Origin of the sequence: Streptomyces turgidiscabies Car8 (assembly GCF_000331005.1) — a bacterium.
Lineage (GTDB): Bacteria > Actinomycetota > Actinomycetes > Streptomycetales > Streptomycetaceae > Streptomyces > Streptomyces turgidiscabies.
Genome location: NZ_AEJB01000324.1, coordinates 1 through 20,013, shown reverse-complemented (window position 1 = coordinate 20,013; position 20,013 = coordinate 1). Strand labels below are relative to the sequence as shown.

Sequence of the window (20,013 nt, the reverse complement as noted above, 5' to 3'; positions counted from 1 at the left end):
CCCACGCAATGCGGGGCTCATGGCGTGAGCCTCCGGTAATCGATTCGACCAGCACGGAGACAGGAAGATGACAAAACGCGCCTCGGACGTGTCCACGCGCCCGCCCAGGAGACGCAGTAAGTACACCCTTGCGCCGCTCGTCCTCATCGCGGCCAATGTCGTGCTCTTCGCGCTGTTCTTCGTCTGGCCTGCGGTGATCGGGCTCATCTACTCGTTCACGAACTACACAGGTGTGGGGGCGTACCAGTTCATCGGGCTGGACAACTACCACAACCTGATCGGCGACTCCACCTTCTACGACGCGCTGACGCGGACGCTGCTGTACGCCGTGCTCTTCGTGCCGCTGAACTTCGCGGTGTCCCTGCTCGCCGCCAACCTGCTGGTGAGCAAGAACGCCAAGGGCGGGTCGGTCGCCCGCGTCCTCTTCTTCATCCCGTGGCTGCTGTCGCCCATCGTGGTGGGTGTCCTGTGGCGGTGGATGTTCGGTGAGAACTTCGGACTGGTCAACTACGTCATCGAGAAGTTCGGCGGCAGCGCCGTTCCGTGGCAGTCGAACGCGGACCTGTCGCTGATAGTGGTCGTGATGGCGGCGTCCTGGGCCTGGACGGGCTTCTCGATGCTGCTGTTCATCGCGGCGATCAAGAACGTACCGGTGTCCTACTACGAGGCGGCCTCGCTCGACGGCGCCGGCCCCTGGCGCCAGTTCTTCAGCATCACGCTGCCGAGCATCGCGCCCACCTCGTTCATCGTCATCCTGCTCAACACGATCAACGCGATGAAGGAATACCCGGTGTTCGTCGCCCTCAACAACGGCGGACCCGGCACGTCGAACAACCTGCTCGTCCAGTACATCTACGAGACCGGCTTCAAGCGGGGCCAGATCGGCTACGCGAGCGCCGCGTCGTTCGTGCTCATGCTCATCCTGATGGCCGTCGCGATCATCCAGCTGATCGTCAACCGACGGGTGGAGAACCGATGACAACCACAGACATGCCGCGCCCGCTCGACGCCGATGCAAAACGGCCCCGCGCCAGGAAGCCGTCCCGCCGGGCGGCCACCGGCGGGCTCCGGCGGGCGATCGCCCCGACGACACTGCTGTGGATCCTGGCGTGCCTGTACGGGTTCCCGGTGCTGTGGTTCGTCCTCAGCTCCTTCAAGCCGTCCAGCGACCTGTTCTCGTATCCGCTGACGCTCATTCCGCACAATCCCACCCTGTCGGGATTCAAGGCAGCGTGGGACAGCGCCAACTTCTCCCAGTACTTCATCAACACGGCCCTCGTGTGCGTGGTCACGACGATCCTCACGGTGGGCGTCAGCTGCTGCACCGGGTACGCGCTGGCCAAGTACGACAACAAATGGCTCAAGGCGTTCTTCATCTGCATCCTGGCCACCACGATGCTGCCGTCCGAGGTCATGCTCGCCCCCGAGTTCCTGGTGGTCCGCAACCTCGGCCTCTACAACTCGTTCGCCGGCATCATCCTCCCGGCCGTACTCACCGCGACCGGATGCTTCATGTTCCGCCAGTTCTTCCTGACGGTGCCCGACGAACTCGTGGAAGCCGCGCGCATCGACGGCGCCAAGGAGCTGTCGATCTTCCTGCGGATCATGGTGCCGCTCTCCCGGCCCATCATGCTGACCCTCGCGATCCTGTCCTTCCAGTGGCGCTGGAACGACTACATCTGGCCGCTGCTGATGCTCAACGACCCCGACAAGTTCACCGTGCAGATCGGCATCCAGAGCATCGTCGGCGCGCAGAACATCAACTGGTCGGTACTGCTGGGCGCGTCGGTCATCTCCATGATCCCGCTGATCCTCGTCTTCCTGGTCTTCCAGCGCTACGTCATGGGCGCCGACATCAACGCCGGCCTGAAGGACTGACCTTGTCCACCCCGCTCGACCACGAGTTCGTCCGCGCGGTGGCCGGCGCCGCCGACCGGTCGGCCGCCGCGCCGGCGGCCGGCCCGGACGTGGAACCCGCCGGTGTGCCGCACCGTGGTCTGGCGCGCAGGGTGAAGACCCTGGTCGCGGCGTACCGTTCGCCGGACTCGGCACTGCACGGCAGCGAGCGGGCCGTCGCCGCCGCGATGACCCACGTCCGGGCGCTGCGGGCCACGCAGACCACCACAGGCCTCTTCGCCGGCGGCGACAACGTGCAGTCACCGCCCGACTCGGCGTTCACCGTCAACGACGTGTGCGACGCGCATGTCCTCGCCGTCGGCGCGGGACCGGAACTGAGCGATGTCACGGCGGCGCTCGCCGAGATCGCGGACGCCGCCACGGGGAGTCTCCTGACCGGTGGGGTACACACCCCGAACCACCGCTGGGAGCTGTGCGCGGCGCTGGCCCGGCTGCACCGGTCGTTCCCGGACGACCGGCTGCTCGACCGCGTCGACGAGTGGCTCTCGGAGGGCGTCGACATCGACGCGGAGGGCCTGTACTCGGAACGCAGTGCCGTCTACGCCTCCCACGTGACCAACCCGTCGCTGCTGTTGCTGGCCGAAGTCCTCGACCGCAGCGACCTGCTGGACACCGTCGAACGCAACCTCGCCACGACCCTCGACCTCATCAGGCCGGACGGCACGGTGGAGACCGTCCACTCACGACGGCAGGACCAGAAGCACCCGTTCCCGCTGGCGCCCTATCTGCCGCACTACCGGCTGCTCGCGATCCGCACCGGCCGAAGCGACTTCGCCCGCGCGGCCCGCCTGGCGGCCGCCGACGGCATCGACGACCCCGACCTGCTCGCCCAGACCCTCCTCACCCCGGACCTGTGCCGCGCCCTGCCGGCCCCGGACACGGAGACCCTTCCGCGCCACCGTTACCTCCCCACGGCACGCCTCGCCGTACGCGCCTCGGCCGACGCGCACACGGTGGTGTACGGCGGCTCCGACGTGCCCGGGCATCGGCGCGTCCGCTCGGGCCTCGCCTGCAACCCCACCTTCCTGCGCCTGTTCGCCGGTGCCGCCGTCCTCGACGCGGTCCGCCTCTCGCGCGGGTTCTTCGACCTGGGCCCGTTCCGCGCCGCCGAGACGGAACAGCTCGCCGACAACCGGTACCGGCTCACCGACACCCTCACGGCCGCCTACTACCAGCCGCTCCCGAAGAACCGGAGACGGGACGACGGCGACTACCGACTGGTGGACGACGGACGCTTCTCGGCCGCGATGGCCTTCCCCGACCGCCCCCGGGACGAGGTGTCCCACACGACCCGCGTCGAGGTGGACCTGCGGGAGGACGGCGCCGACCTGCGGATCGACATCAGCGGCCCCCGGGTGCCCTGGGCCCTGGAACTGACCTTCCGGCCGGGCGGAGTGCCCGAGGGCGCCGTTCCGATCGGTGACGGGCGCTGGTGCCTGACGACCGCCCCGATGGCCTACCGGGCCGGCGGCGACGAGATCCGGGTCGAGGTCGACGTCGAGGCGGGCGAACCGCTCGCCGGGCCGGACCGGAGTGACGTACTGCGGTACGACCCGGGTCAGGACTACACAGTGGTGGGCGGCACCGACGCGACGACCGGAAACCGCGTGTACATCGGCGGACTCGGCCCGCACACACTGACCGTCGCCCTGCGCGCCCACGGGCCCGCACCCGTCGTGTGACCCCGACGAACCACACCATGGCCACCCCAGGCATGAAGGACTGATCCCCGTGCACCTCACGCACCAGCGCGGCCCCCTGCACGACCTGCCCGACAGCCCCGAGGCGTACGACGCGGTCCTCGCCGACGCCGTCGAGCAGGCCCTCGCGCGCCTCACGCCCGAGGGCAACCTCGAACACCCCGACTGCGTCGACGACATCGGCGACACCTCGCTCGGCATCACCTCGCTCCTCGCGCTCGCCTGGCAGCGAGGCAAGGACCCTCGGCTGCCGGAGGCCGTGCACCGCAGCCTCGCCTTCCATCTGCGCGAGCGCGTCTACGTCGAGGACAACCCCGGCTACCCGAACCTGAAGGTGCGCGACTCCGGTCTCCCGTACGCCCGTTACGTACTGGAGTCCGGCGCCCACCCCATCGGCGACTGGCCGAGCACGGCGTGGGCGCTGTTCCAGGCGGTGAACGTCCTGGACGCGGCCGAGGGACTCGTCGCCGACGAACAGCGCGCGGAACTGGTCGAGTTGGCGCGGGGCTACTGGCGCTGGCTGACCGAGGCGACCTTCTTCAATCCGCAGGAGGCCGGCAACCAGGCCATCGGCTGCGTCGTCGGCGGTCTGATGCTGGCCCCCCATCTCCCCCAGGAAGAGGGGAAGTCGGTGCGGTCCCGCGCCGTCTCGCTGTACGCCGACGAGATCCGCGCCCACCGGGTGAGCGACCGGGGCGCGGCCCTGCCCCCCGAGCACGGCGGCGCCTACGACAACAACTACGGCCCGATCTCCCTCTCCTTCCTCGCCCAGGCCCACCGGATCAGCGGCGAGGAGATCTTCGCCGAGGACGGCGACGCGCTGGCCCGCTACATCGACGCTCGCCTCACGAACGGCGGCTACGACAACGGCGGCCCCCGCTACAGCGAACAGCACTCCGCCTTCGAATCGGTGCTGGGGCTGCGCTACTTCGGCGCCCGTATCGGCGCCGACCTCGGCCGCTACCGGGGCGACAGCCGCTGGGCCCGCCACGCGGTCAAGCAGGACGGCGGCATCGACGGCCACTTCGCGTGGATGCTGGTCTGGCAGATCCAGGACACCACCCCCTGGCACCGCACCCCCTCCACCCGGCCGTCACGCCACCAACTCCGGGCCGGCACCGTCTCGGTGGCCTTCGACGACAAGATGACCCCGACACTGGTCGAGGCGGCGGGCACCTACCACCTCCCGGCGGCGGTGGGCCGTCAGCACGGCTTCGGCCCGGTGACGGACGGCTTCCTGCTGTGCCGCCCCATGGGCGAGGTCCGCGTACGCGACGTGCGCACCGCCCGTCTCGCGGCGAAGCTGGTCACCAAGCCCGTCGTCGGCCGCGACCACGTCCTGCGCCACCTCCGGTCCCTGTACCTCACGGACGGCACGACCCTGTGGGTCACGGTCGCCGTGGAACACCTCGACGGCACCCCCTACCTGCTCGCCGGGCTGCCGTACGCCACCGACGACGGCGACCGGGTCCGCAGGACGGCGGAGGCCGTCGGCGTCACCTCCGCGGGCCCCCTGCGTCTGACGCACCCCCTGTCGGAAGGCGTGGACCACTTCGACGCCCGCGCGGAGGTGACCCAGGAGCAGGCGGCCTTCGCCCTGGCGGCCGACCCGCGCGGCTACGGCAACCCCGACGAGGGCTGGCGCCACCTGGTCACCTCCACCGCGCTGGAGGCCGGCCCGGTGCCCGGCGCACCGGAGGGGCTGAGCGTCTTCGCCGTACGGTACGGCGCCGACGGGGACGGCGCCTTCGCCCCGGTCTTCGAGGCGACGCCGGAAGGCCTGCGGGTGCGCACGGAGGCCTTCACCGCGGTGATCGGGGAGCCGGCGGGCGACGCCCACGGCGAACCGGAGCTGACGCTTCTCGACTGAGGGCGGACCGAAGGAAGCAGGACGTACGAGGCCGAGCGGCTCACCCGCGCGCTGCTCGGCCTCGTATCACCCGGCAGTCACATACCGCAGCGACCCCGGCACCACCAGATCCGCCCGGTCCCGGGTCGCGGCGACCAGATCGGCGTTGCGCTGGTCCGTACCCCGGACCCACGCGAGCGCCGAGTCGTGGTCCTTGCCGAACTCCTCGTGCCGGGCGACGAGCCTGCGGACCCGCTCTGCCTCGTCCAGCTCGCAGAACCACACCTCGTCGAGCTGGGCCCGCACCCGCGCCCACGAACCCTCTGTCAGGAGAAGGTAGTTGCCCTCGGTGACGACAAGCCGCGCCGACGGAAACACCGGGATCGCGCCCGCGAGCGGCTGCTCCAGCACCCGCTCGAACCCCGGCGCGTAGACGGTCTCCCCGCCGCTCGCCCCCTGCCCGTCCACACGCAACCGCCGCAGCAGCGCCGCGTATCCCGCCGCGTCGAAGGTGTCCGGCGCGCCCTTGCGGTCCCGCAGCCCGAGCCGCTCCAGCTCGACGTCGGCGAGATGGAACCCGTCCATCGGCACATGGGCGACCCAGGGCGAACCCTCGCCGTTCAGCGCCCGGACGAGCCGCTCGGCGAGCGTCGTCTTGCCCGAGCCGGGACTCCCGGCGATTCCGAGGACGGCACGCCGGTCGTCCCGGACCAGCGCCCGGGCCCGGCCGAGGAGTTCGTCGAAGGTGGGTGCGGGGGAGGAGAGAGGGCGTTCCACGCGGCCGAGTCTCTCACCCGGACAGCCCTTCGTAGGCGGCCGCGACCATCAGGAAGGCCCGGTCGTCGCTGAGGCCGCCCGAGTCGAGCATGCGGTTCATGACGTACGCCACCGTCAGGCGCGCGTCCATGTCGACCAGGACCATCGAGCCGCCCCAGCCACCCCAGGAACAGGTGCGGGGGTTGGGAAGCAGGCCACTGCCCAGGCCGTACCCCATGCCCCAGCGCATCGGCACGCCCAGCACCGAGTCCGTCCCGGAGAACTGCTCCTCCAGGACACGTTCACAGCCCGCCTGAGACAGGAGCCGTACGCCTCGTGCGGTGCCGCCGAAGGACAGCACCGACTGGACGGCGGCGACCGAGCGGGCGTTGCCGTGGCCGTTCGCGGCGGGGATCTCGGCGCGTCGCCAGGCCTCGGTGTTGGCGGTGGCGGCCACGACGGGCGGGTTGCCGGGGCGGTCGGGTGCCGCGTCCGGGTCGAGCGGACGCTCGACCGGGGGAATCACGGGCGTGACGCGGTGGTCGTACTCGGCGGGCAGACCGATGTGGAAGTCGGCACCGAGCGGCCCGGCGATCTCCTCGGCGAAGAAGACACCCAGGGTGCGGCCGGTGACCCGGCGGACCACCTCGCCGAGGAGGTAGCCGTACGTGGAGGCGTGGTAGCCGGCCTCGGTGCCGGGTTTCCAGGCCGGAGCCTGGGCGGCGAGGCGGGCGGTGGCGGTGGGCCAGTCGTAGAGGTCCTCGATCGTCATGGGAACGTCCCAGGTGGGCAGGCCCGCCGTGTGACCCAGCAGGTGCCGTACCCGGACGTCGTCCTTGCCGTTCGCGGCGAACTCGGGCCAGTAGCGGGCCACCGGCGCGTCCAGATCGAGTTCTCCCCGGTCGGCGAGGACCAGGGCGCACAGCGCCGTCATCGTCTTCGTGGTGGACCACGTGTTGGTGATCGTGTCCCGCTCCCACGGCACGGTCCGGGCCTCGTCGGCGTGGCCGCCCCACAGGTCGACCACCGGTTCACCGTCGAGGTACACCGCCACGGACGCGCCCACGTCCTTGTCGTCGAGCGAGGCCGCCAACGCCTCGCGTACGGAGGCGAACTGGTCGGTGCACGTGCCGGAAGTCTCCACCATGCGCAGACGGTAACCAGACCCTGGCGAAGACGGCCACCGATTAACTCCGGGCCGCCCGCGCACCCCCGGCCGCGCGCCCCGGTCTTCCCACCGGGCTCATGTCCGGTCGATGTGCACGCTCGTCGACTTCACCCGGGCCGTCGCCTCCACCCCGACTTCCAGGCCCAGTTCCTCCACGGCCTCCCGGGTCAGCAGCGACACCAGCCGGTGCGGGCCCGCCTGGATCTCGACCTGCGCGGCGACGTCCCCGAGTTTGACGGCCGTGACGATGCCGGCGAAGGCGTTACGGGCCGAGGTGTACGACGGCTCGTCCTCGCCGGAGCCGGTGCCCGCGCCGGAGCCCGCCAGCTCGATCGAGAAGGCGGCCAGATCACGTCCGTCGATCAGCCGCCGCCCGCCCTCGTCGCGGTGGGTCTTCACCCGGCCCGCGTCCGCCCACCGCCTCGCGGTGTCGGGGCTCACGCCCAGCAGACGGGCGGCCTGACCAATGGTGTAGGACTGCATACGCGCCAACTTAGCCCGTTCCCCGATCTCGCAAAATGAGCAACCCTGCCCGTCCGGGCGTACTGAAGTGGTAGGGAACGCACGCACGAAGCACGGCCACGCCCGGAGGTACCTCGCCCGTGAGCATCACCAAAGCGGCCCCGCCCGGGGCCGGCCACCGCCACACGGAGGCCCCGCCGGACGAGGTGAAGGGCGAGCCGCAGGGCTGGCAGTTCAGCTCGCCGCTCGTCCTGACCATGCTGCTGATCCTGATGGTCGCCCTGCAGGGGCCGATCCGGCGGGCCGTGTCCGAGCCGGTGATGCAGAGCTGGATGACGGTGTTCGTCGCCGTCGTCGTACAGGCCCTGCCCTTCCTCGTCCTCGGCGTGCTGCTGTCGGCGCTGCTCGCGGTGTTCGTACCCCCGTCGTTCTTCGTCCGGGCCCTGCCCAGCCGGCCCGCTCTCGCGGTGCCGGTCGCGGGGATGGCCGGAGCGATCCTGCCCGGCTGCGAGTGCGCGTCGGTGCCGGTGGCCGGCGCTCTGGTGCGGCGGGGTGTCGCCCCGGCGGCGGCGCTGGCGTTCCTGCTGTCCGCCCCGGCGATCAACCCGATCGTGCTGACCGCGACCGCCATCGCGTTCCCCGGCCGGCCGGAGATGGTCGTCGCCCGGTTCGCCGCGAGCCTGCTCGCCGCGTGCGCGATGGGCTGGCTCTGGCAGCGGCTCGGCCGCACCGACTGGCTGCGCCCGCCGACCCATCCCCTGGACGAGGGACTCGGCAAGTGGGCCGCGTTCTGGAGCTCCGTACGGCACGACGTGATGCACGCGGGCGGCTTCCTGGTCGTCGGCGCGATGGCCGCCGCCACCCTGAAGTCCATGGTGCCGGCGAGCTGGCTGAGCCTCGCGGCGGACAACCCGGTGGTGGCGGTCCTCGCGCTCGCCGTCCTCGCGGTGCTGCTGTCGATCTGCTCGGAGGCGGACGCGTTCGTCGCCGCGTCCCTGACCCAGTTCTCGCTGACGGCCAGGCTGGCGTTCCTCGTGGTCGGCCCGATGATCGACCTGAAACTCTTCGCCATGCAGACGGGCACCTTCGGCCGGGGTTTCGCCCTCCGCTTCGCACCGGCCACCTTCGTCGTGGCGGTGGCGTCGGCGGTCCTCGTCGGGACGGTGCTCCTGTGAACCGGCAGGCACAGGCGGTCGTCCTGTTCCTGGTCGGCGGGGCGATGGTGCACGCCGGCACCACCGACCTCTACCTGCGCTACGTCAAGGCGGGGCTCCAGCCGATGGTCGTCGGCGCGGGCGCGGTACTGATGGTGGCCGCGCTCGCGACGGTCTGGTACGAGCGGAAACACACGAGAACCGGCCCCGCCGACACCGAGGGCCACGCATCCGAGGGCGACGCTCACGCCCACCGCGAACCGCGTGTCTCGTGGCTCCTGGTGCTGCCCCTGTTCGCCCTGATCCTGGTGGCCCCGCCCGCCCTGGGCTCCTACAGCGCCCTGCGCACGGGTACGGCCCTCCAGGAGCCGCTGGCCTACCCCCCGCTGCCCTCCGGTGACCCCGTACGCCTCAGCCTGGTCGACTACGCGGGCCGCGCGGCCTACGACCACGGACGCTCGCTGGGCGACCGGAGGATCACCGTCACCGGGTTCGTCGCACTCGACGGCAAGGGCACCCCGTACCTCGTGCGGATGGCGCTCAACTGCTGTGCGGCCGACGCCCAGCCGGTCAAGGTCGGACTGACCGGCCGGATCCCCCCGGTCCTGCAACCGGACACCTGGCTCGAACTCACCGGCACGTACACCGGTCGGCTGACCAAGGACCCGGTGAACAAAGGCGTCATCCCGTTCTTCGACATCGCCCAGGCCAGGCCGGTGCCGACCCCGCGCGACCCGTACGACGAGAGCTGGAACAACTGAGGTGTCACGGCCCAGGCGGGGAGCGTCGGCGGGGCGGGCGGGTCAGGGCTGGATCAGCCCGCGCTCGTACGCCTTGACCAGCCGCTGCGGCACCATGTGCTCGACCCCGTCGACGGTGACCGGCACCAGCTGAGTGGTGGTCGCCTTCCACTGGGCACGGCGGTGACGGGTGTTGCTGCGGGACATCTTCCGTTTGGGAACGGCCATGGGAATCCTCCTCGGTCGGCAAGCGAGACAGGACGCTACATGAAAATGGATCCCATTAACAGTTGAGTTCGGGCGAGGCTGCGTAGTCGTAGTCGTAGTCGTAGGCGGGGGAGGAGGGGGACCGGGGGGAGGGGACGGAGGGGGACAGGAACACCACGACGTCCGACTCCGCGCCGGGCAGTGGCTCCGGCTCCCGCCAGCCCGTCCGGCGGTAGAACGCCACCGTGTCGTGTGCCTGCTCCCAGGTCAGCAGCCACGCCCGGCCGCCCGGCGCGGCCGAGGTGAGCGCGGACAGCAGGCGACGCCCCAGTCCGGTGCCCCGGGCGTCGGCCCGCACCCCCAGTTCGTCGATCTCGAAGGCACCCACCAGCAGCTCGTCGACGCGCTTCGCGCCGAGCAGCTCGGTCACCCTGCCGTACGCGCGGTCGGTGCGGAACGGGGCCTCTGTGGTCCATCCCGTCACGAACCCCCGGATTCGGCCGTCGTCCGCGAGGGAGACGGCGGCGCGGAAGCCCGGGCGGTGCGCGTCCGTCTCCAGCCGCTCGCGGAACCTCACCCGGGTCTCCTCGGGGTCCCGGTCGTCCCAGGGCGGGGCGGTGAAGATCTCGGCGTACGCGTCGGTGAGTTCGTCGGCGAGCGTGAGCACGTCGGATCCGAAAGTCCGCAACGGAAGTGGTCGTATCCCCTCGTGGTGGGTGGAATCCAGGGGGACATGGACGCCCGGGAGAGGGTCAGGCGGGCCCTCGCCGGCCAGCCAGTCGGCGACCGACCGGGCGATCGGCTGGCCGGTGTCCATCTCGACGAAGCCGAACTGACCCGACTGGTTGCATTCGAGGAACCACCAGATCCCGTCGGTGTCCTCCGCGAAGTCGAAGGCGCCATAGGCGAGTTCGGCCTCCCGCAGATACCGGTGCACGGCCTCGGCGAGCCGTGGCGACACATCGGCCGGCCGCCACGGTTCGGCCGAGGGCGCGAACCGGACATCGATGTCGTCGGGGTGCGCGTCGGGTGCGACGGCCTTGCGGGCGGCGAGAACACGGTCGCCGACCACCGTCAGCCGGATGTCCGCCCGCTTGTCGACCCGGCGTTGCAGCAGGGTCGGCCCGAACGCGACGGCGGCGAAGTCGACGCCGGGAGCCACCCGGCTCGTCGGCACCACCCTGGGCGGCTCCTGCGGATGCGAACCGGAGACGGGCTTGACGACCAGGTCGGGAAATCGCCGCGCGAAGTCCCGGGCGGCCTGCGGGAACGTGGTGATCAGGGTGGGCGGCACGGGGAGCCGGCTGCGCTGCGCGAGATGGAGCTGCCAGGGCTTGTGGCGGGCCCGGGCGGCGGCGTCGGGATGGTTCATCCAGCGGGCGCCGGTGCCCCGGAGCATGCCGTAGAAGGCCTGCGAGGCCTCCTCCGTGAGCCAGCCGGACGGCACGGCGGCGCGCGCCCCCGGCACCCCCGGCCTGCGCACCCAGACGGACCGCAGCCCGTCCATGCCCACCACCCTGCCGCCGACGGAGAGATACCCGCGAAAAGCGCCGTGCGCGTACTCGCCGGACAGGGCGACCTCGCCGGGCAGATCGGCGGGATCGAGCCGGACCACGGGGATGCCGGTGCTGTTCAGCCGGGCCACCACGAGGTCCGCCGTCACATCCTGTTGGGATGTCAGAACCAGGACCGTCATCGCGTCAGGCCCGTGTCAGTCATCGAAGTGCGTCTTGGAACCGGCAGTTGATGTGGTGGATCCGAATTCGCGCATCACGGCATGGTCATGAGCGGCAATCCGCCCGCCCGGAAGCACATTCAACTGCAGTGCGCAGTCGTAGCTGTACGGAGTGCTCACCTCCAGCTGGTCAGCCGGGCGCGCGTAGTTCAGGACGAACAGCTGCATCGCTTCTCCTCGATCGGCGACGACGTCGGTCAAGTGGACGGTGGAGCTCCGGAAATACAACTGTCCAGTCCCCAGTGCCCCGCCTCCAAGGAGTTATACGAATCGAACGGGTGAATGGTTGCCTCCTGTTGAAGGTAACCGCGTCCGGGCACGCTTCCGCGGGCCGCGCCCCCGGCCGAGGGGCGCGGACCAGGGCCGGGAACGGCTCAGTGGCGCCCCAGGCCGCCACTGCCGAAGGACCCGCTGGAACCGGGATCCCAGCGCCCCCGCTGCTGGTCCTCGCGCCGTTTTGTCGACGCGTGGTGGAGTTCGTGCGGCATGAGCCGCTCCCGCTCCTCGGCCGCGCGCGGCATCTCGTCGGGCTCCCTCATCTCGCGGACCTCGTGGACCGGGCCGGAAGGCGGGAGGGTGGGTTGCTCGTCGGGGCGGGGACGGGCGGATTCGCGGTCCCGTACCCGCATGCCGAACCAGAAGGCCCAGATCAGTGCACCAGCGATGAACAGGCCCGCGACAAATGCGGCCGTTACGTTGAGTAGATCGCTCGACGCGGCCAGTAGTTCAGACGTTGCCGTACTCATATAGCGATTATCGCCGACAGCCTATGAATGCGCGTCCGAAAAGAGTCTGTGGAATCGCTGTCCCTTTCTTGTCGGTCAGGGCTTCACGGCGACGGCGCCGAATTGCGGAAGAGTGTCTGCGAAGTCACTCTCCGGGCGCCACCGGGCACAGGAGACGAGTCCCGGGTCGAGAAGGTCCAGTCCCTCGAAGAAAGCGGCGACCTCGGCACGGGGACGGGCGGTGATCGGCGGGGTGGCGTTCTCGTTCCAGAACTTCATCGCCTCGACGTTGCCTTCACCGTGGAGGTCCGAGTCGGTCGTGGGATGCGTGAGGACCAGACAGCTTCCCGAGGGCACCGACGCCATGACCCGGCGCACGATGTCCTGTGCCTGGTCCGTGTCGAGCACGAAATTCAGGATGCCGAGCATCATGACGGCGACGGGCTGCCCGAAGTCGAGGGTGTCCGAGGCGCGTCGGACGATGGTGTCGGGGTGGTGGATGTCCGCGTCGATGTAGTCCGTCACCCCCTCGCGCGTGCCGGTCAGCAGCGTACGGGCGTGCGCGAGCACGATCGGGTCGTTGTCGACGTACACGATCCGTGACTCGGGCGCGAGGCGCTGGGCGATCTCATGGGTGTTGTCCACCGTCGGCAGCCCGGTCCCGATGTCCAGGAACTGCCGGATTCCCCGCTCGGCGACCAGGAAGCGCACGGCCCGCCCGAGGAAGGCGCGGTCCGCGCGGGCCACACTGCGGATCAGCGGGAACATGGCGTCGATGTGGTCACCGACCGCCTGGTCGACGACGTAGTTGTCCTTGCCGCCGATCCAGTAGTTCCACACCCGCGCGTTGTGGGCCACCGAGGTGTCCAGCCGGCTCTGACCCTCTGACGTTCTGCCCTGCTCGCTCACGTGGCTTCCTCTCGTTCACTTCCCTTGCCCCGCACGGACGTTGACGCCCAGCCGAGCCTTCAACATCGTTCGCGCCTACGAGGGTGATCTTATGGCCGGACTCCCCGCGGCCGAGGCGACGGCCTCTAGTCTCGCCGGACAGGCCCCGGAGCGGTGGGAGAGACGGATGGACGACTACGGCTACGACCTCGGCACTCACGGGCGGCCCGTGACGACCTCCTCCGCCGAGGCCCAGAAGTGGTTCGACCGGGGTCTGGTGTGGACGTACGGCTTCCACCACGAGGAGGCCGTCGCCTGCTTCGAGGCCGCCGCCCTCGCCGACCCCGACTGCGCCATGGCCCACTGGGGCATCGCCTACGCCCTGGGCCCGAACTACAACAAACCCTGGGAGTTCTTCGACGGCGAGGACCTCGCACGGACCGTCGCCCGTACCCACGCCGCCGTCGAACGCGCCCGGCGGAAGGCGGCCGGTGCCGCGCCCGTCGAACAGGCCCTGATCGGCGCCTTGCGGGCCCGCTACCCGCAGCCGGAGGCCGTCGAGGACTGCTCGGTGTGGAACGAGCCCTACGCCGACAGCATGCGGACGGTGTACGAACTCGCCCCCGACGACCTGGACATCGCCGCCCTGTACGCCGACGCGCTGATGAACCTGACGCCCTGGCAGTTGTGGGACGTACGCACGGGCGAACCGGCAGAGGGCGCCCGCACCCTGGCCGCGAAGGCCGTTCTGGAGCGGGCGATCGCGACCGGGGCGGGCGCACGCCACCCGGGCCTCCTGCACCTCTACATCCACCTGATGGAGATGTCCGCCGCCCCGGAGACCGCCCTGCCCGCCGCGGACCGGCTGCGCGGCCTGGTCCCGGACGCGGGCCACCTGCAGCACATGCCCACACACCTGGACGTGCTCTGCGGCGACTACCGGCGCGTGGTGGCCGACAACGGCACGGCGATCGCCGCCGACGAGAAGTTCCGTGAGCGGTCCGGCGCGATGAACTTCTACACCCTCTACCGGGCGCACAACCACCACTTCAGGATCTACGGCGCGATGTTCCTGGGGCAGTCCAGGACCGCGCTGGAGGCCGCCGCGCAGCTGGAGTCCGCCGTTCCGGAGGAACTCCTGCGTGTGGAGAGCCCGCCCATGGCCGACTGGCTGGAGGGCTTCCTGGCCATGCGGGTCCATGTGCTGATCCGCTTCGGCCGCTGGCCGGACATCCTCGAACTGCCGCTCCCCGCCGACCCGTCGCTGTACTGCGTGACGACGGCCATGCTCCGGTACGCCCGAGGGGTCGCCCTCTCCGCCACCGGCCGGATCGCCGAGGCCGGGGCGGAGCGCGAACTGTTCCGCGCGGCACTCGCCCGGATCCCGGAGACCCGGATGCTGTTCAACAACACCTGCCCCGACATCCTCGCCGTCGCGTCGGCGATGCTCGACGGCGAACTGGAGTACCGCAAGGGCAACCACGAGGCCGCGTTCGCCGCCCTGGAGCGCTCGATCGAACTGGACGACAACCTTCCCTACGACGAGCCCTGGGGCTGGATGCAGCCCACCCGGCACGCCTACGGGGCCCTCCTCCTCGAACAGGGACGCGTCACCGAGGCCGAAGCCGTCTACCGGGCCGACCTCGGCCTCGACGAGACGCTACCGCGCGCGGTGCAGCATCCCGGCAACGTGTGGGCCCTGCACGGCTTCCACGAGTGCCTGGTCCGCCTGGGCAGGGAGGGGGAGGCGCGGATCGTGGCCCAGCAACTGAAGATCGCGCTGGCCGTGGCGGACGTCCCGATCAAGGCGTCCTGCTTCTGCCGGCTGGACGTCGGGACGGGCGGCGCGGACCCGGGCTGCTGCTGAGGGAACTCCGGACACGGCAGATCTGCCCCGAGGGCGCCCGCCTCCGCCTCCGGCCGTGCCCTCGGTCCTGCCCCCGGGACCGCTGACGGACGGTCGGCGCGGCGCTAACCTCCGCACGTGAGTACGAGGAACTCCCCGCAACGGCCGGTTGAGTGAGCGACGACAACACCGTCGGGACACCACCGCACGAGACACCGACCGCCGTACAGCAGGCCCGGACGCCCGGGGATCCCGGGGACCCTCCGCAGCGGGAACAGCCCGCGGAACGCCCCCGCCGGCGCGGTCCGGGTCTCTTCACCCTGATGGTGCTGCCCTGCCTGGTGACCCTCTCCGCGGTCGCCGGTTTCCTCGCCCTGACGGGCGGCCTGCCCGGGGACAGCTCCTCGGACGCCGATCCGCAGCAGAGCGCCGGAGGCGGCGTCAACGAGACCTACGGCCCGTGGCTGCGCAAGGCCGCCGCCTGCTCCGTCGTCGCGCCGTCCGTGCTCGCCGCCCAGATCGACCAGCTCACCGGCTGGCGCGACGACACCGGCGAGCTCTCGGGCGAACAGGGCATCGCCGGGTTCACGGCCGCGCGGTGGCGGACCTGGGGCAGGGACGACGACGGCAGCGGAACCTCCTCGCCGCACGACGAGGCCGACGCCATCATGGCGCTCGGCCGCCAGGACTGCTCCCTCGCCCGGCAGATCACGGACCTCAGAACCGAGGGCACCGTCAACGGCGAACTGGTGGACCTCACCCTCGCCGCGTACGCCGTGGGCCTCCACGAGGTCACCGCGGCGGGACGCGTGCCCGCCGGGGCGCGGGCCTACCTCGCCGAGGTGAAGGAACTGCTCCCGCGCTACGAGGCGTTCGACCGGGAGCCCCCGACCGGCGGCGGACCCGCGAGCGCGATCCTGGCCGCACCCGTGAGCACCCTCGTCATCACCTCGCCCTACGGATCGCGTCAGCACCCGCTCACCGGAGTGACCAAGCTCCACACCGGCGTGGACTTCGGCGCACCCCAGGGCGCCCCGGTCCGCGCCGCCCGCCAGGGCCAGGTGGTCTTCTCGGCCATGACCAAGGCGTACGGCAACCGTGTCGTCATCGACCACGGAACGATCGAGGGCAAGCGCCTGGAGACGACGTACAGCCATCTCTCCGCGCTCGACGCCACCGCCGGACAGGCCGTGTCCGCCGGTGACGTGATCGGCCGGGTCGGCTCCACCGGCCTGTCCACCGGACCTCACCTGCACTTCGAGGTGATCTACGACGGCTACTACGCCGACCCGCAGCCGTGGCTGGCGCCTCCCGGCTGACGCGGTTGCGCAGGACAGAACAATGCGAAACGAAAGTGTTTCGTTTCGCATTGGGGTACGCTCACCGCCATGACCACACCCACCCTCACCGAGCTCACGGAGCGTCTGCACTCGGACCTCGGCCGCCCCGCTCCCGACCTGCTGGCCCCGGGCGGTCCCTGGAACCTCTCCCAGACGCTGCAGCACTGTGCCCAGACCGTCCGCTACTCCGTCACCGGATACCCCAGACTCAGGCCCGCCCTGTTCCGGGCCACGGCCGGCGCCCTCGCCAAGCGGATCTTCCTGCGCCGGGGAGCGACGAAGCACTCGCTCGGCGCGGAGATCGACGGAGCCCCGGCGCTGGACCCGAACCTGCCGGTGACAGAGGCCGCGTCCGGCCTCGCGGACGCGGTGGCCCTGTTCACCGGCCACACGGGGCCGCACGCCCCCCACCCCGCGTACGGACGCTGCACGCACGACGAGTTCGCACAGCTGCACGCCATGCATCTCGCCGAGCATCTTCCCGGTCTGGTCGACGCCTGACGAGCGGCCTCCGTCATGCCAGTCTGGCGGCGGCGCTCTTGATCGCCTCGCGGATACGGAAGTAGGTCCCGCAGCGGCAGACGTTCGCGATCGCGTCGATATCGTCGTCCGTGGGGTTCTTCGTACGCTTCAGCAGGGCCACCGCCGCCATGATCTGACCGGGCTGGCAGTAGCCGCACTGGGCCACGTCCTGCTCCAGCCAGGCCTCCTGCACGGGGTGCAGCCGGTCGCCGTCCGCCAGACCCTCGATGGTGGTGACCTCCCTTCCCGCGGCCTCGGCCACGGGGACCACGCAGGGATTGACGGCCTCGCCGTCGAGATGGCTGGTGCAGGCCTTGCAGACGTCGATCCCGCAGCCGTACTTGGGGCCGCGCACGCCCAGCAGATCGCGCAGCACCCACAGCAGGGGCAGGTCGTCGGGGGCGTCGACGGTCACGGACTTCCCGTTGACGGTGAAGGTGTGGGAGGGCACGTACGGTCTCCGCTCAGCGAGGAAAAGGGGTGAAGTCGACGTCGAAGTTGACGGGGAAGGTGCGCGGCTTCGTGCCGGTGGCCCTGGCGTAGGCGTTGGCGACGGCTCCGACCGCTGCCGGGACGCCCAGTTCTCCGGCGCCGCCCGGCTCGCCGCTCGCGGGCATGATGAAGATCTTCACGTCCTTGGGGCTGTCCTTCTGCCGGGCGTAGTGGAACTGCGAGTAACTGCCTTCCAGCGGGAGCCCCTTGTCGATGTGGAGCCCGGCCCGCAGAGTGGTGGAGATGGCGTCCGTCAGACCGCCGAGCAACTGGGCCTCAAGCCCTCGCGGATTGATCGGCCTCCCCACGTCGGCGGCGATGACGGCCCTCGTCACGCGGGGCTTCTTCGGGTCGGTGGCGTCGATCTCGACCAGGCAGGCCGTGCAGGACTTGTACTCCTCGTGGAAGCCGACGCCCTGCGCCCAGCCCTTCGGCAGGGTGCGGCCCCAGCCGCCCTCCGCCGCCGCCTTGTCGAGGACGGCCCGCTGCCGGTCGTTCTTGAGGAACGCGCGCCGGAAGGCCACCGGGTCCTTGCCCAGCTCGGCGGCCAGTTCGTCGACGACAATCTCCTCCGCGCCGCGGGTGTTGCCCGAGTACACGGAGCGCCAGGACCCGGTGTGCATCTTCAGCGGCACCTCGGTGAGCACCTGGGTGGTGAGGCCGAAGTTGTACGGGGACTTCACGGTGGTGAGGAAGAGCGTCTGCGCGAAGCCCGCGTTGCCCACCCCGGAGGGGAGACTCGCGGCGGTGGCGGTCAGGATCTCGCCGAGACCGTGCCGGAAGTCGGTCTCCACGGCCGCCACCCGGTGCTCGAACGAGAGCACCTGGCCGAGCGCGTAGGTGGCGCGGATCCTGTGGTGGGTGGCGGGCCGCATACGGCCGTGCCGCATGTCGTCGATCCGCGACCACTGGAGCCTGACCGGGCGTCCGCTCTTCTGCGAGACGAGCGCGGCCTCCAGCGCGGCGTCGAAGAACAGCCGGCGCCCGAAGGAGCCGCCCGCCTGCACCACATGGACGGTGACCTTGTCCAGCGGGAGCCCGAGTTCCTTCGCGATGGTCTGGCGGGCCACGATGGGGGACTTCAGCCCCGACCAGATCTCGGCCCGGTCGGAACGGACGTCCGCGACAGCCGAGTTGGTCTCCAGCGGGGCATGGCCGGCGAACGCGAAGTCGAACTCGGCGTCCACGCGCTTGACCAGCAGCCCCGGAACGACCAGCGGGGCGGTCGCGGCCCTCAGCTTCGCGGAGATCTCGGCGTCGGAGAGCGCGTCCACACTCCCGGGGCCCCAGGTGACGTCCAGGGCGTCCTTGGCGTCGAGCGCCTGCCCGAAGGTCTCCGCGACCACCGCCACGCCCGTGGGGACGGTCACGACGTCCAGAACGCCCGGCATGGCCCGTACGGCGGGCGTGTTGTTCACCGACTTCACGGTGCCGTTGATGGTGGGTGGCCGGCGCACCATGCAGGGCTTGGCGCCGGGCACCTCCAGGTCGAGGGTGTACTCCTGGCGGCCGGTGATGATCGCCCGGGCGTCGATGCGGGAGGTGGGGGTGCCGACCAGCGTGTGCTGGGACTCGGGCTTGGGGGTGGCGGTGAGCGCGCCCAGGTCGGGGGAGGCCGCCGCTGCCGACAGGGACCCGTAGGAGGCGGTACGCCCGTCAGGGGCCGTCACGACGCCCTGGCGGACCGTCAAGACGCCGGCCTGCACGCCCCATTGGCGGGCCGCGGCGGCGACCATACGGGCACGGGCCAGCGCCGCCGTGTGCCGTACCGGGTCGTAGAGCGAACGGATCGAGTTGGAACTGCCGGTCAGCTGATTGAAGAGCAACTCGGGGCGGGCGTCGTCCAGCCGGATGCGTACCCGGGCGAGCGGGACGTCCAACTCCTCGGCCACCAGCATCGCCACCGCCGTCGTGAGGCCCTGTCCGACCTCCTCCCTCGGCAGCCGGAAGTCCACGATGCCGTCCTCGCCGATCTCCAGCACCAGCATGTTCGCGGTGGGCGCGCTCGCGAGGATCAGTACGTCCCCGAGGTCGACCAGGTCGGCCGGGGCGGGCAGCGTGGGTATCGCGGCCTCGGCGCTGCTCGGTGCGACGGCGTCGAGGCCGACGTTCGTCGCCAGCGAGAGGGTGGGGGCGGCGACCAGATAGGTGAGGAACCTGCGCCTGCCGAGTCGTTTCATCGACGCTCCGTTCGAGCGGGCCCGCCGACGTCGCCGGGCCGCCCCCAGATCATTACCGAGCGGTAGTCGCAGGTTCAAGGGGTTGCCCGACACTCCGACGTGACCTGCACAACCCCGTTCGCGCGCCTGGCACGGCCTTCCGGCTGTCCGGCCGTGACCGACCTCGTCACCGGCGTCCCGGGTGAGGCGATCCGGTCGGCAGGCGTCAGACCGTCAGCCGTGGGCGTGCAGGCTGTCGAGGAGCGGGTGATGGCTGTGCCGCCAGCCGCCGTGAACCCGGCGGGCGTCGGCCACATGCGGGTGCCCGGCGGGGAGACCGGCGTGCTCGTGCT

At 70.9% G+C, this 20,013-nt stretch carries 19 protein-coding genes and 1 pseudogene; 9 read left to right on the top strand and 11 right to left on the bottom strand.

The genetic code is table 11. The annotated features are described in order from the left end of the window. The first annotated feature begins 67 nt into the window (after window positions 1-67). From STRTUCAR8_RS21705 to STRTUCAR8_RS21690, 4 genes are read left to right on the top strand one after another with little or no spacing between them, the layout of a single operon-like run. Complete coding sequence (locus STRTUCAR8_RS21705; protein WP_006378035.1) at window positions 68-979, top strand: carbohydrate ABC transporter permease; 912 nt, start codon at window positions 68-70, stop codon at window positions 977-979. Further along, entirely contained in the window at window positions 976-1,878 is a 903-nt protein-coding gene (locus STRTUCAR8_RS21700; protein ID WP_006378026.1) for a carbohydrate ABC transporter permease, read from the top strand. The genes STRTUCAR8_RS21705 and STRTUCAR8_RS21700 overlap by 4 nt, the downstream gene beginning before the upstream one ends. A 2-nt stretch (window positions 1,879-1,880) precedes the next feature. Next, a complete protein-coding gene (locus STRTUCAR8_RS21695) occupies window positions 1,881-3,599 on the top strand; it encodes a hypothetical protein (protein WP_006378032.1) in 1,719 nt (572 codons plus the stop codon). A 49-nt stretch (window positions 3,600-3,648) separates the two neighbouring features. After that, window positions 3,649-5,487: a hypothetical protein gene (locus STRTUCAR8_RS21690; RefSeq protein ID WP_006378034.1), complete on the top strand. Its 1,839-nt coding sequence runs from the start codon at window positions 3,649-3,651 to the stop codon at window positions 5,485-5,487. 66 nt (window positions 5,488-5,553) lie between these two features. On the opposite strand, the gene STRTUCAR8_RS21685 is transcribed toward STRTUCAR8_RS21690, so the two are convergent. The 3 genes from STRTUCAR8_RS21685 to STRTUCAR8_RS21675 form a co-directional block, all read right to left on the bottom strand. Next, window positions 5,554-6,243 (bottom strand): nucleoside/nucleotide kinase family protein, encoded by a 690-nt coding sequence (locus tag STRTUCAR8_RS21685; RefSeq protein WP_006378038.1) that lies wholly within the window; start codon window positions 6,241-6,243, stop codon window positions 5,554-5,556. 13 nt (window positions 6,244-6,256) lie between these two features. Next, complete coding sequence (locus STRTUCAR8_RS21680) at window positions 6,257-7,369, bottom strand: EstA family serine hydrolase (RefSeq protein ID WP_006378033.1); 1,113 nt, start codon at window positions 7,367-7,369, stop codon at window positions 6,257-6,259. 96 nt (window positions 7,370-7,465) lie between these two features. Continuing rightward, window positions 7,466-7,873 carry a TOBE domain-containing protein gene (locus STRTUCAR8_RS21675; protein ID WP_006378031.1) on the bottom strand — a complete coding sequence of 136 codons (408 nt, stop codon included), beginning with the start codon at window positions 7,871-7,873 and terminating at the stop codon, window positions 7,466-7,468. A 119-nt stretch (window positions 7,874-7,992) separates the two neighbouring features. Between STRTUCAR8_RS21675 and STRTUCAR8_RS21670 the strand changes: the two genes are divergently transcribed. After that, window positions 7,993-9,027, top strand: a complete 1,035-nt coding sequence (locus STRTUCAR8_RS21670) for a permease (RefSeq protein ID WP_006378040.1) — start codon at window positions 7,993-7,995, stop codon at window positions 9,025-9,027. After that, window positions 9,024-9,767 carry a TIGR03943 family putative permease subunit gene (locus STRTUCAR8_RS21665; protein ID WP_006378027.1) on the top strand — a complete coding sequence of 248 codons (744 nt, stop codon included), beginning with the start codon at window positions 9,024-9,026 and terminating at the stop codon, window positions 9,765-9,767. Before STRTUCAR8_RS21670 ends, STRTUCAR8_RS21665 begins: the two co-directional genes overlap by 4 nt. Window positions 9,768-9,809: 42 nt before the next feature. Here the strand turns inward: STRTUCAR8_RS21665 and rpmF are convergent, their stop codons facing one another. The 6 genes and pseudogenes from rpmF to STRTUCAR8_RS21640 all read right to left on the bottom strand — a co-directional run bounded on the left by rpmF (window position 9,810) and on the right by STRTUCAR8_RS21640 (window position 13,322). Continuing rightward, complete coding sequence (rpmF, locus tag STRTUCAR8_RS21660) at window positions 9,810-9,974, bottom strand: 50S ribosomal protein L32 (RefSeq protein ID WP_006378024.1); 165 nt, start codon at window positions 9,972-9,974, stop codon at window positions 9,810-9,812. Window positions 9,975-10,029: 55 nt separating this feature from the next. Next, the gene (locus STRTUCAR8_RS54330) at window positions 10,030-10,620 is read right to left on the bottom strand and encodes a GNAT family N-acetyltransferase (protein ID WP_267889064.1); all 591 of its coding nucleotides are present in this window, start codon (window positions 10,618-10,620) and stop codon (window positions 10,030-10,032) included. 90 nt (window positions 10,621-10,710) lie between these two features. Continuing rightward, window positions 10,711-11,649: pseudogene (gene tgmB, locus STRTUCAR8_RS54325) on the bottom strand (ATP-grasp ribosomal peptide maturase); the annotation flags it as partial. Window positions 11,650-11,664: 15 nt separating this feature from the next. Beyond that, the gene (gene tgmA, locus STRTUCAR8_RS21650; protein WP_006378039.1) at window positions 11,665-11,856 is read right to left on the bottom strand and encodes a putative ATP-grasp-modified RiPP; all 192 of its coding nucleotides are present in this window, start codon (window positions 11,854-11,856) and stop codon (window positions 11,665-11,667) included. Between the two features lie 206 nt (window positions 11,857-12,062). Then, window positions 12,063-12,434 carry a DUF6479 family protein gene (locus STRTUCAR8_RS21645; protein ID WP_006378021.1) on the bottom strand — a complete coding sequence of 124 codons (372 nt, stop codon included), beginning with the start codon at window positions 12,432-12,434 and terminating at the stop codon, window positions 12,063-12,065. 75 nt (window positions 12,435-12,509) lie between these two features. Further along, window positions 12,510-13,322, bottom strand: coding sequence for an SAM-dependent methyltransferase (locus STRTUCAR8_RS21640; protein WP_006378030.1), 813 nt, complete (start codon window positions 13,320-13,322; stop codon window positions 12,510-12,512). 166 nt (window positions 13,323-13,488) lie between these two features. Here STRTUCAR8_RS21640 and STRTUCAR8_RS21635 point away from each other — a divergent pair, with 166 nt between their 5' ends. From STRTUCAR8_RS21635 to STRTUCAR8_RS21625, 3 genes are all read left to right on the top strand, one after another. Beyond that, entirely contained in the window at window positions 13,489-15,168 is a 1,680-nt protein-coding gene (locus tag STRTUCAR8_RS21635) for a hypothetical protein (protein ID WP_044472621.1), read from the top strand. A gap of 152 nt (window positions 15,169-15,320) precedes the next feature. Further along, window positions 15,321-16,466: a M23 family metallopeptidase gene (locus STRTUCAR8_RS21630; protein ID WP_006378028.1), complete on the top strand. Its 1,146-nt coding sequence runs from the start codon at window positions 15,321-15,323 to the stop codon at window positions 16,464-16,466. A 69-nt stretch (window positions 16,467-16,535) separates the two neighbouring features. Further along, a complete protein-coding gene (locus STRTUCAR8_RS21625; RefSeq protein WP_006378036.1) occupies window positions 16,536-16,988 on the top strand; it encodes a DUF1569 domain-containing protein in 453 nt (150 codons plus the stop codon). 13 nt (window positions 16,989-17,001) lie between these two features. Here STRTUCAR8_RS21625 and STRTUCAR8_RS21620 read toward each other — a convergent pair whose 3' ends face one another. Together STRTUCAR8_RS21620 and STRTUCAR8_RS21615 are read right to left on the bottom strand one after the other, a co-directional pair. Continuing rightward, a complete protein-coding gene (locus STRTUCAR8_RS21620; protein WP_006378022.1) occupies window positions 17,002-17,460 on the bottom strand; it encodes a (2Fe-2S)-binding protein in 459 nt (152 codons plus the stop codon). A 13-nt stretch (window positions 17,461-17,473) separates the two neighbouring features. Beyond that, window positions 17,474-19,681: a xanthine dehydrogenase family protein molybdopterin-binding subunit gene (locus tag STRTUCAR8_RS21615; protein WP_006378041.1), complete on the bottom strand. Its 2,208-nt coding sequence runs from the start codon at window positions 19,679-19,681 to the stop codon at window positions 17,474-17,476. Window positions 19,682-20,013: the final 332 nt, after the last annotated feature.